This is a genomic window from Frischella japonica, assembly GCF_014489845.1.
GTDB lineage: Bacteria > Pseudomonadota > Gammaproteobacteria > Enterobacterales > Orbaceae > Frischella > Frischella japonica.
In genome coordinates, this window is record NZ_JABURY010000021.1 from 133,209 (window position 1) to 145,013 (window position 11,805).

General features: G+C 35.5%; 9 protein-coding genes. 7 read left to right on the top strand and 2 right to left on the bottom strand.

The window, feature by feature from the left end; translation table 11 throughout:
- Positions 1-203 precede the first annotated feature (203 nt).
- Together accA and FcAc13_RS11385 are read left to right on the top strand one after the other, a co-directional pair.
- Positions 204-1,163, top strand: a complete 960-nt coding sequence (gene accA, locus FcAc13_RS11380) for an acetyl-CoA carboxylase carboxyl transferase subunit alpha (RefSeq protein ID WP_187756338.1) — start codon at positions 204-206, stop codon at positions 1,161-1,163.
- 30 nt (positions 1,164-1,193) lie between these two features.
- Entirely contained in the window at positions 1,194-1,562 is a 369-nt protein-coding gene (locus FcAc13_RS11385; protein WP_187756339.1) for a diacylglycerol kinase, read from the top strand.
- Between the two features lie 243 nt (positions 1,563-1,805).
- On the opposite strand, the gene FcAc13_RS11390 is transcribed toward FcAc13_RS11385, so the two are convergent.
- Positions 1,806-3,029: an aspartate aminotransferase family protein gene (locus tag FcAc13_RS11390; protein ID WP_187756340.1), complete on the bottom strand. Its 1,224-nt coding sequence runs from the start codon at positions 3,027-3,029 to the stop codon at positions 1,806-1,808.
- 620 nt (positions 3,030-3,649) lie between these two features.
- Between FcAc13_RS11390 and yihA the strand changes: the two genes are divergently transcribed.
- Positions 3,650-4,252, top strand: coding sequence for a ribosome biogenesis GTP-binding protein YihA/YsxC (gene yihA, locus FcAc13_RS11395; protein WP_187756429.1), 603 nt, complete (start codon positions 3,650-3,652; stop codon positions 4,250-4,252).
- A 332-nt stretch (positions 4,253-4,584) separates the two neighbouring features.
- Here yihA and FcAc13_RS11400 read toward each other — a convergent pair whose 3' ends face one another.
- Complete coding sequence (locus FcAc13_RS11400; RefSeq protein ID WP_187756341.1) at positions 4,585-5,688, bottom strand: SEL1-like repeat protein; 1,104 nt, start codon at positions 5,686-5,688, stop codon at positions 4,585-4,587.
- A gap of 374 nt (positions 5,689-6,062) precedes the next feature.
- Here FcAc13_RS11400 and miaB point away from each other — a divergent pair, with 374 nt between their 5' ends.
- The 4 genes from miaB to mrdB all read left to right on the top strand — a co-directional run bounded on the left by miaB (position 6,063) and on the right by mrdB (position 11,775).
- A complete protein-coding gene (miaB, locus tag FcAc13_RS11405) occupies positions 6,063-7,490 on the top strand; it encodes a tRNA (N6-isopentenyl adenosine(37)-C2)-methylthiotransferase MiaB (protein ID WP_187756342.1) in 1,428 nt (475 codons plus the stop codon).
- A gap of 178 nt (positions 7,491-7,668) precedes the next feature.
- On the top strand, positions 7,669-8,739 hold the full coding sequence (locus FcAc13_RS11410; RefSeq protein WP_187756343.1) for a PhoH family protein: 1,071 nt from the start codon (positions 7,669-7,671) through the stop codon (positions 8,737-8,739).
- The gene (mrdA, locus tag FcAc13_RS11415; RefSeq protein ID WP_187756430.1) at positions 8,726-10,666 is read left to right on the top strand and encodes a penicillin-binding protein 2; all 1,941 of its coding nucleotides are present in this window, start codon (positions 8,726-8,728) and stop codon (positions 10,664-10,666) included. Before FcAc13_RS11410 ends, mrdA begins: the two co-directional genes overlap by 14 nt.
- Positions 10,666-11,775, top strand: coding sequence for a peptidoglycan glycosyltransferase MrdB (mrdB, locus tag FcAc13_RS11420; protein WP_187756344.1), 1,110 nt, complete (start codon positions 10,666-10,668; stop codon positions 11,773-11,775). Before mrdA ends, mrdB begins: the two co-directional genes overlap by 1 nt.
- The last annotated feature ends 30 nt before the right edge of the window (positions 11,776-11,805 follow it).

The following is an 11,805-nucleotide window of genomic DNA, read 5'->3' on the forward strand; positions in this document are numbered from 1 at the left end:
TGGTAAAAAAATAAGATTAATCATTAAATATCTAGCGATCTGTACCCAATACATAGTAGAATTAACGGAAATTTTAATAACTACCATTTAGTTTATTGATGCAAATCAGCTAATATTATTAATCGTACAATGATGTTAACTATTTTATTTAAATTAACTTATTGAAGAATAAACTTGAATAAGAGGCCATAAGTTGGACTATTATGAATAATTTTTTAGATTTTGAAAAACCAATTGCTGAATTAGAAGCTAAAATTGATTCCTTAAAGAATATGAATTCAGAGGAAGTACAACTGGATATCAATCTTGATGAAGAAATAAAACAGCTTAATAAAAAAAATCAGGAATTAACCAAAAAAATCTTTTCTAATTTAACCCCATGGCAGATTGCTCAATTAGCACGTCATCCAAATCGACCTTATACACTGGATTATATTAATGAGATTTTTACCGATTTTGATGAATTGCATGGTGATCGCGCTTTTGCTGATGATAAAGCGATTGTCGGCGGCATTGCCCGTATAGATGAACGCCCGGTTATGGTTATTGGCCATCAAAAAGGGCGTGAAACTAAAGCAAAAATTTATCGAAATTTTGGAATGCCAGCTCCAGAAGGTTATCGTAAAGCTTTAAGATTAATGGAGCTTGCCGAACGCTTCAAACTCCCTATTATCACATTTATCGATACCCCAGGAGCTTATCCAGGAATTGGTGCAGAAGAGCGTGGTCAAGCTGAAGCGATAGCCCGCAATTTACGTGAAATGTCGCGCCTAAAAGTACCAACAATTTGTACGGTGATTGGTGAGGGTGGTTCTGGAGGTGCATTAGCATTAGGTGTCGGCGATAAAGTGAATATGTTACAGTATAGTACCTATTCAGTTATTTCGCCTGAAGGCTGTGCGTCTATTTTATGGAAAAGTGCTGACAAAGCATCATTAGCCGCCGAAGCGATGAATATGACATCTGACAAATTATTGAAGTTAAATCTTATTGATGCGATTGTTGAAGAACCGCTCGGGGGTGCTCATCGTGATTATATTGCAATAGCGCAATCATTAAAACAACGATTAATTAGTGATCTTGATGAATTAACTGAAATGGAATTACCAGCTCTACATGAGAGACGTTTCCAACGTTTAATGAACTATGGTTATGTTAGATAATAATAAATAATAAATAAGTGAATAATTATAATGACAAAACTAAAAGGTATGAGACGAATTATTAATGCAGGAAAATATTCGATTCAAGGATTAAAATCCGCATTTATCAATGAAACTGCATTTCGCCAAGAATGTTATCTGCTTATCGTTGCCAATATAATCGTGATGTTAACGGATTTTTCGATATTTGAACGCATTATATTACTTGGCTCAGTAGGGTTTATTCTGATTGTAGAATTGATTAACAGTGCTATTGAATGTGTCGTTGATCGTATTAGTTTTGAGCATCATGAACTGTCAGGTAGAGCTAAAGATTACGGTTCAGCAGCGGTATTGTTATCAATTCTCTTAGCTGCCATTTTATGGATTTATTTGTTTGCTTGTCATTATTTGCCTTAGTTGCTTATTAGGTAAAGAGCGATAGGTAAGGCAGTAATGACAAAATGCCATATTTAACACACTACCTATGTCAGAATCGAGGGCTGGTGGGCCTAGCCGGCCCTACGTAACTGAAAGCAGGAGAGTGATGTTTTTCGTTTAAAATTATTGGATCGCCTAAACATCATTAACCGTATATTGCGTTGTTGCTTGAAAAGTACAACGCCAATTAGGGTAATCGAAAGAGCAACTTGCACACCATCGTTATTTGTTAATCACTATTTTAGCTACTGCCTTTGCAAAACGCTCCATACCTTGTATGATTTCTTCTTCGGTGATCACTAATGAAGGTGTAAATCTAAGTACTGAAGATCCGGCATTTAAAAGCATGACTTTATATTCAGTAGCCATATTCAAAAATTCACTCGCCCGGCCTTGATAAGGTTCTGTAAGTTGTGCGCCAAGTAATAAGCCTTTGCCTCGATATTCACTAAAAATAGCAAATTGTTGATTAATTTTTTCTAATAATTCAATAAATAGTTTACGTTTTATCTGAATACCATTTAAAACCTCAGAAGAATTAATAATATCAAAAGCCTCACAACCAACCGCACATGCTAATGGGTTGCCACCATAGGTTGTGCCGTGTACGCCAGGATACATGACTGAAGCAATTGCTTCAGTAGTGAGCATCGCACTAATGGGAAAACCACCACCGAGTGCTTTGGCTGAGGTTAAAATATCCGGTATTACGCCATATTGCTGATAAGTAAATAAACTACCCGTTCTTCCCATACCACACTGTACTTCATCAAAAATGAGTAAAGCATTAAATTGCTTACATAATTGACGAACGCCGACTAAAAATTCTGGTGTGGCCGATGTCAGTCCTCCTTCACCTTGTACTGGTTCTAAAATAACAGCACAGGTATGGTCATCGATAACAGCTTTAACCGCATCCAAATTATTAAATGGCACATGAACAATGTCTGCCGGCTTTGGACCGAAACCATCAGAATATTTAGCCTGTCCGCCAACGGATACGGTAAAAAAAGTTCTTCCATGAAAGGAATGAGTAAATGATATTATTTTGGTTTTATATGGATTAAAATTTTCAATAGCATAATGACGAGCTAGTTTTAGTGCTGCTTCATTAGCCTCCGCGCCAGAATTAGCAAAGAAAACCCGATCAGCGAAAGTATTATCGACCAGTCGTTGAGCTAATTTTAAAGCGGGTTCATTGGTAAATACATTACTAACATGCCAAAGTTTTTCGCTTTGTTCTTGCAAAGCTTTAACAAGATGAGGATGACAATGACCTAATGCATTAACCGCAATACCACCAGCAAAATCAATATATTCCTCACCGTTTTGATCCCAAACACGACTTCCACTCCCTTTTACTGGAATAAACTGAGCTGGAGCATAGACAGGAAGAATAACTTTATCAAAGAGTTCACGTACAACATGATTTTGTTGTTTAGTCATAAGCCTTTCCTAAAATGTTTATTGGTTTTTGTTAATATTTTAAACGAAAATTGGTCACTGTAAATATTTATTCATTAATAATGAATATTAATTCATAATGCTATTGGTTATTGATTTGAATAGTCGTTATTGTTTTATTATCTTTAATATATCGTGTTATCCGTTTCGCTTTCAAAGTAACAACGTAATATAGCGCTACTAAGCCTGATAACTAAATTTTTTTTACGAAAGTCTTCAGGTCGCATATTATGTGTGATGTAGTTTTGGAATTTAAATATATTGAGGGTTATCTAGCTCATTATTCGGGTATTTGAAAGATGTTAAGCATTGCAATTTCATTATTAATGCCTTATACAATCGTCTTTGTTTAAGAAACTCATCTTTTAGCCGTCATCAAAGTATTCCTCTAATTTATTTGAAAATAACATGCTAATGTTTATAAGCTGTATCTAAAAATACAGTTTTTTGATAAAATGTTCCCTGTTATGTTTGTTTGATGTGATTATGCATGTTCATTCACTTACTCAAATGATAAAACAATATTACTAACGCTGTTAAGCTTATCCTTAACTTACTACCAAGCGATTTAATTTATCAACTTAAGGCATTGTACAATGACTATCACACCATTAAATTACGCCAAAACGCAATTCGTGACCAGTGCACCGGATATTCATCATTTGCCGTCTGATACGGGAGTGGAAATTGCTTTTGCTGGGCGATCTAATGCTGGAAAATCAAGCGCATTAAATACGTTAACCAATCAAAAAAATCTGGCTAGAACCAGTAAAACACCCGGTCGAACGCAATTAATCAATTTATTTGAAGTTGTACCTAATTGTCGCTTAGTTGATTTACCTGGTTATGGTTTTGCTCAAGTACCAGAAGAGGTGAAACGGAAATGGCAAAAATCACTCGGTGAATATCTGCATAAGCGTGAAAGTTTAAAAGGATTAGTGATATTAATGGATATTCGTCATCCTTTAAAAGATCTCGATCAACAGATGATAGACTGGGCGGTGCAATCACAATTACCGGTAATGTTGTTACTGACAAAAGCCGATAAACTAGCTTCTGGAGCGCAAAAAAAACAACTAAATATGGTCAAAGAAGCTATTTTACCATTTCAAGGCGATATTTCAGTGACGACATTTTCTTCATTGAAACGAACCGGAATTGAAATACTTAAACAAAAATTAGATCAATGGTTTGCTCAACTCTAACTGATTTATTTAAATTTTATTTTCAATAGCAAGTTAATTGCTATTGAAAATAAATCACAATTTAAGTCGCGAGATGATAAATGGTGACGAGTTAAAAAATGAGATTTTGGCGATTTAATCCCCCAATGCAGGCTAGCTAAAATCAACGTGCTAGTTATTAAGAAATATAAGAAATTTGTTACTTAAATAATAGTGATTGTTTCGGTATTCATTGGCAAAATGCAATATTTAACATCATAATAATGTCTAAATTGAGGACTGATGGACTGTCGCATACTGTAAAAACTTCAACTTATAAGTATCAAGTTCATTAAAATGGTTTGCAAACACTGTTAATTAACGGTTTCTGTGTAGTTATCATCTTTTAATAGTTGCGCTAAACTTGCTTTAGCATCTTCATCGCCTTGTACGGCTGCTTTTGTAAACCAATAAATCGCACGACCTTTGTTTTGCATAATACCATCACCCTCTAGATATTTAACAGCTAAATTGTACTGAGCATCGACACTTCCTTGTTCTGCTGCTTTAATATACCACTTCACAGCTGTTTCGGCGTTACGTTCTACACCGCCACCAACATCGTACATAACCCCTATATTATATTGGGCTTCAGCATTACCTGCTTCCGCAGCTGCAGTGAACCAATGCGCAGCTTTTTGGTTATCGGATTTAGTACCTATTCCCATTGCGTACATTATTCCTAAGTTATACATAGCATTAACATGACCATGTTCAGCCGCTGCTGTATAGAAGAAAATAGCCGCTATATAGTCTTGCGTAATACCATCCCCTTTTTCTGACATAACGGCTAAATAATATTCAGCTTCACTATTTTTATCTTTCGCAGCTTTACTAAACCAATCAGCTGCTGTCGCTTTGTTCTGTTTTACCTCATCGCCAAAAAAATACATTAAGCCAAGATTGAGATAAGCATCGGATATCCCTTGATCACCCGCTTGAGTAAAATAAGCTATCGCTTGAGTGATATCTTTTTTAACGCCATTACCATTTTTATAAGCTAAACCTAGATTAAAACGTGCCAAGGCAAATCCTTGAGCTGCGGATTTTTTATAATATTCAACCGCTTTTACTGGATCACGTTTAAATCCTAAACCATCTAAATAGAGATTAGCTAAGTTGTTTTGTGCTTTGGCGGATCCTTGATCGGCTGCTTTTTTGTACCAAAAGGCCGCTTTTATATAACTAACATCAACACCTAAACCTTGTTGATAAATATTCCCCAGTGAATATTGTGCATCAATTTCACCGTTTTCGGCCGCGGTACGTAATGCGGGGATTAAAATGGCAGGGTCAGAGATTATCACCTCTGTTTTAGTAGGATTATTTTCAGTAACGTTAAGCTCTTGCGCAGACGCGATATGCATAAATACTAGAATAGACAATAAGGTTACGAATAAGCAGCGCAACTGATTCATTAAAAGTTCCTAATTTATTAAGCTAAATATAATAATTTTTACTAAAAATAATAATCAAGCGAGACAATTATACCCAAATGTTATATTCAATAATAGCGTTCATTTATAAAAATAAAAATGTATGATGTGTGATCAACGTCACTCTTATTTGAGATTTAAAATTGCTTATTTATAAAATTTATACAAATCGCTATAAACTTAAATCAAAAAATAAAAAATGATGAGTCATTATGACTTATTAACTCTTTTTTAGCAGAACAATATAGTTTTTTTAACTGGATTCAACAACAACAAAGCATTACAATATGACACGCTAAAATCGCGGATTTAAAACCGTTTTCATTTTAACAACAATTAAATTAGCTGAGTAATTGATGAGCAAAAAATTACATATCAAAACTTGGGGTTGCCAGATGAATGAATATGATTCATCAAAAATGGCAGATCTCCTTGAATCTACCCATGGGTTAGTCCTAACTGAAAATGCCGAAGAAGCAGATATATTATTACTAAATACCTGTTCTATTCGTGAAAAAGCGCAGGAAAAAGTTTTCCATCAGTTAGGGCGCTGGAAGAATTTAAAAAAACATAATCCAAATTTGATCATTGGTGTTGGGGGATGTGTTGCTTCGCAGGAAGGTGAACATATTCGCAAACGAGCGCCATTTGTTGATATTATTTTTGGACCACAAACATTTCATCGGCTACCCGAGATGATTAATCAAGTTAGTAGTCAGGAAAATGCCCATGTGGTTGATGTGAGTTTTCCAGAAATTGAAAAGTTTGACCGTTTGCCTGAACCTCGTAGCGAAGGTCCTACTGCATTTGTCTCCATTATGGAAGGATGTAATAAGTATTGTACTTATTGTGTGGTTCCATATACTCGTGGTGAAGAAGTGAGCCGCCCTTGCGACGATGTAATTTATGAAATTGCACAATTAGCTGCTCAAGGCGTCAGGGAAGTCAATTTATTAGGACAAAACGTCAATGCTTATCGAGGAGCAACCTTTGATGGCGGAATTTGTACCTTCGCTGAATTATTACGTTTAGTTGCTTCAATAGATGGTATTGATCGAATTCGTTTCACAACGAGTCACCCTATCGAATTTACTGATGATATTATAGATGTTTACCGTGATACTCCTGAATTAGTCAGTTTCTTACATTTACCTGTGCAAAGTGGTTCCGATCGGATATTGAATCTTATGAGGCGAACCCATACCGCTTTAGAATATAAATCGATTATTCGTAAACTGCGAAAAATTCGTCCAGATATTCAAATTAGTTCCGATTTTATCGTTGGTTTTCCTGGTGAAACACAAGAAGATTTTCAGCAGACTATGAAACTGATTGCTGATGTCAATTTTGATTTGAGTTATAGTTTTATCTATTCAGCTCGTCCTGGTACGCCTGCTGCTGATATGGAAGACACCGTAAGCGAAGAAGAGAAAAAACAACGCTTATATATTCTACAAGAAAGAATTAATCAACAAGCTATGCAATTTAGTCGACAAATGTTAGGTACGGTACAACGTGTATTAGTTGAAGGTACATCAAAAAAAGATACGCTAGAGTTTACTGGGCGTACTGAAAATAATCGGATTGTTAATTTTGAAGGTTGTGCCGATATGATAGGTAAATTTGTCGATGTAGAGATTACTGATGTCTACCCAAATTCGTTACGCGGTAAAGTTATTCGTACTGAAGATGAAATGACATTACGCACTAATGAATCACCGAGTGATATTATTGCTCGAACGCAAAAAGAGAATTCATTAGGTGTTGGTATGTATTATCCTTAAAAAATATATATTGTTGAGTTAGCATTAATATCCACAGATGAAGTTGTTAAATGTGGATATTAAATCGCTCTGTTATCTTCCCAAGTCGTTGGGATAAGTAATGTAGTAAAAAGATATATTATAACAATCATAAAATTTGATCGGATTAAATTTCATTCTACTAAACAAAGGTGATCTTTTGAATAACATTCAACGTGAAATAGCTATAGAACCTGCCAATAATCAAAGATTAAACAGTCTATGTGGGCCGCATAATGACAATATCAAACAAATTGAACGTCGTTTAAATGTAGAAATCAATCAACAAAATAATCAATTTACTGTCACGGGAAATGAGATTTGTGTAAACGCAACATGTTCAATCTTACAATCATTATATCAACAAACGCTTTTTTTTAATTATGTTATCGATATAAAGCCCGAAGATGTACATTTAGCCATCATAGAAAGTGGAGCTTTAATCAAAGTTGATCTAGATTCAATGGTTGATGATTTTTACAAAAATAGTAAATTTACCATTAAAACGAAAGCGGGAGTGATAAAGCCACGAACCCCAAATCAAGCTCATTATCTGTCCAATATTCTCAATCATGATATTAGTTTTGGTATTGGTCCAGCTGGGACCGGTAAATCTTATCTGGCGGTTGCTATGGCGGTCGATGCCTTAGAAAAGCAGGAAGTTCGTCGCGTTTTATTAACCAGACCAGCTGTTGAAGCAGGAGAAAAACTGGGTTTTTTGCCAGGTGATTTAAGTAAAAAAGTAGATCCTTATTTACGTCCCCTTTATGATGCTTTATTCGAAATGCTAGGTTTTGAAAAGGTGGAAAAATTAATCGAAAAAAGTGTCATTGAAATTGCTCCACTTGCTTATATGCGAGGTCGGACATTAAATGATGCCTTTATCATCTTGGATGAAGGTCAAAATACGACCATTGAGCAGATGAAAATGTTTTTAACTCGTATTGGTTTTAACTCAAAAGCGGTTATTACCGGCGATGTTACGCAAATAGATTTACCCCGTAATCAGAAATCAGGCCTGAAGCATGCCATTGAAGTTTTAGCTGAAGTCGATGATATTAGTTTGAACTATTTTCATAGTGATGATGTGGTTCGTCATCCTGTTGTAGCGAAAATTGTAAACGCTTACGATAGATGGGATGCCGAGGAGCAAGTTAGGCAAGCGGAAAAACGTCGTCAGCGTGAACTAGATAAACTTAATACTAAGGAGTCGTCTTATACAACAGTATAAAAGGTATCAACGCACTAAATTCCGTGACCATAGTGCCGAAGCCAATTTATTTTTGCGTCGAGCGATAATTGCTTTTTCTGTAATCATCATTTTGGTGATTATTTTGTTAGTAATGTTAGCGCATTTGCAAATTTTTAGTTATGGCTATTACAATACCAAATCGAATAATAACCGAATTGAAATCATCCCCATTCCGCCTAATCGCGGAATGATTTATGATCGTAATGGTATTGCGTTAGCGACAAACAATACTATCTATCAATTGAATATCATTCCGGATAAAATCAGTAATTTAAATGAGCAACTTGAACAGCTTAAACCTATGGTGAATCTGACCGATGAAGATATTGAGAATTTTCAAAAAGAGCGTTTGAATTATAAATCACATCGTGCCGTTCCCTTAAAATATAATTTAACGTCAAAAGAAATCAATCAATTTGTCGTCAATCAACATCTTTATCCCTATATAACCATTACTGGGACTCAACATCGTTATTATCCTTATGGTCAAACATTGACCCATGTTTTAGGCTATGTATCGAAAATAAATAGTGTCGATAAAGCGCGTTTAGAAGAACAAAATAAACTTACTGATTATGTGGGGACTAATAATATCGGTAAGATCGGGATAGAACGTTTCTATGAAGACGTATTACATGGTCAGCCCGGCTATGAAGAGGTGGAGGTTAATAATCGGGGAAGAATTGTTCGGTTGCTTAATCATCATGATCCTAAAGCCGGTGATGATATTTATCTAACCATTGATCTTAATTTACAACTTTATATTCAACAATTATTAGCCGATAAACGTGCGGCCGTCGTGGCCTTAGATCCAAATAATGGTGAAGTGTTAGCATTGGTTTCGAGTCCAAGCTATGATCCAAATTTATTTGTAGATGGTATTACCTCTGACAAATATAAATCATTACTTAATGATCCGAAAAAACCGTTATTTAATCGGGCAATGTTAGGTTCCTATCCACCAGCATCAACCGTTAAACCTTTTTTAACCGTTTCCGCTTTGAGTGAAGGAGTCATCACACCAAAAACCGTAATACATGATCCAGGTTACTGGCAGCTTCCTGGAACAACTAAACGATATCGAGACTGGTTACGTTGGGGACATGGTAAAGTTGATGCCGTTAAATCCATTGAAGAATCGGTGGATACTTTTTACTATCAAGTAGCCTATGATATGGGTATTGACCGCATTAATGATTGGATGAAAAAATTTGGTTACGGTTCACGTAGTGGCATTGATATTTCACAGAATGAAGAAAGTAAAGCGGTTCTACCTAATCGAGAATGGAAAAAGAACCGTTATAAGCAAAATTGGTTACAAGGCGATACCATTCCGGTTGGTATTGGCCAAGGCTATTGGACGGCAACGCCATTACAAATGGCCAAAGCATTAACTATTTTAGTGAATGAAGGTATTGTTTACACACCACACCTGCTACTGCAAAAAAAATCAGATTTGCTGGATGATACACTATCAAAACCGGATAAAACCTTACCTATTGAGGATGCTTCGCTAGCAAATTTAGTCAATAAAAATAGTTGGAAAATTGCTAAGGAAGGAATGTATAAAGTAATGTTTGGCTCAAAAGGTACTGCACGTAAAGTTTATGCCGATGCACAATTTAAAGCAGCGGGTAAATCCGGTACGGCACAAGTGTATGGCTTAAGAAATGATGAAATTTATAATGCCGACCGAATTCCAGAACACCTACGTGATCATGCGTTATTTATTGCTTATGCTCCCTTTGATAAACCAAAGATTGTGTTAGCGATAGTGTTAGAAAATGGTGGTGGTGGTAGCTCCAATGGTGGCGCAGTGGCTAAACGCATTTTGAATTATTATTTATTGGGTGATGAATCAACTGATTTGAACGAATCAGATTCTTTAAGAAGACGAGATGATTAATGATAAACCATAGAAAAAAGTCGATTTGGTCAAAATTACATCTTGACCCATTATTTTTATTATTTATTGTTTTATTACTCGGATATAGTGTATACGTTATATGGAGTGCTAGTGGTCAAGATGTCGCTATGACTCAACGCAAGATAATACAAATTATCTTAGGGTTGATGGTTATGATTACCTTAGCGCAATTCCCCCCACGTTTTTATGAAAAAATTGCCCCTTATCTTTATGTTGGTTGCATTATCGTTTTACTTTTAGTCGATATATTTGGTCATACCAGTAAAGGTGCACAACGGTGGCTGAATTTAGGGTTCATTCGTTTTCAACCATCTGAAATTGCTAAAATTGCTGTCCCTTTAATGGTGGCAAAGTTTATTAAACGCAGTGACTGTCCACCGCCATTATTAACAATTATCCAAACACTGTTAATTATTGCTGTACCAACATTATTAGTTGCGATGCAACCTGATTTAGGAACAGCTATTTTAATTGCGATGTCAGGTCTGTTTATCATTTTTCTTGCTGGAATCAGTTGGAAATTTATATTCTGTGCTTTTTCGGCGGTTGCTGCTTTTATTCCAATCATGTGGTTATATTTAATGCATGATTATCAAAGAGAGCGAGTTTTAACGTTAATTTATCCTGAACGTGATCCACTTGGAAAAGGGTACCATATTTTACAATCGAAAACAGCGATTGGTTCAGGTGGAATATGGGGTAAAGGTTGGCTACAAGGTACGCAATCACAGCTCGAGTTTATTCCGGAGCGACATACCGATTTTATTTTTTCAGTGATTGCCGAAGAACTTGGTTATATTGGTGCAGTAATCCTATTATCACTATTTTTATGCTTAATCATTCGTGGATTAATAATTGCAACCCAAGCACAAAATACCTTTGGGCGTATTTTAGCAGGTGGATTTGTATTGGTCTTTTTTATCTATGTTTTTATTAATATTGGGATGGTTAGTGGTATCTTACCGGTAGTTGGTGTACCATTACCTTTAATTAGTTATGGTGGTTCATCTCTGATCGTCTTAATGGCTAGTTTTGGCATTATTATGTCAATCCACACTCACCGATATATGTTATCAAAGAACATATAATTTATTGAAATTTCAATTATCGTTGGATTT

Excerpts from the sequence above, each read along its gene's own strand:
- accA (WP_187756338.1), top strand. The coding sequence starts at position 204 with ATGAATAATTTTTTAGATTTTGAAAAACCAATTGCTGAATTAGAAGCT.
- FcAc13_RS11385 (WP_187756339.1), top strand. The coding sequence starts at position 1,194 with ATGACAAAACTAAAAGGTATGAGACGAATTATTAATGCAGGAAAATAT.
- FcAc13_RS11390 (WP_187756340.1), bottom strand. The coding sequence starts at position 3,029 with ATGACTAAACAACAAAATCATGTTGTACGTGAACTCTTTGATAAAGTT.
- FcAc13_RS11400 (WP_187756341.1), bottom strand. The coding sequence starts at position 5,688 with ATGAATCAGTTGCGCTGCTTATTCGTAACCTTATTGTCTATTCTAGTA.
- miaB (WP_187756342.1), top strand. The coding sequence starts at position 6,063 with ATGAGCAAAAAATTACATATCAAAACTTGGGGTTGCCAGATGAATGAA.
- mrdB (WP_187756344.1), top strand. The coding sequence starts at position 10,666 with ATGATAAACCATAGAAAAAAGTCGATTTGGTCAAAATTACATCTTGAC.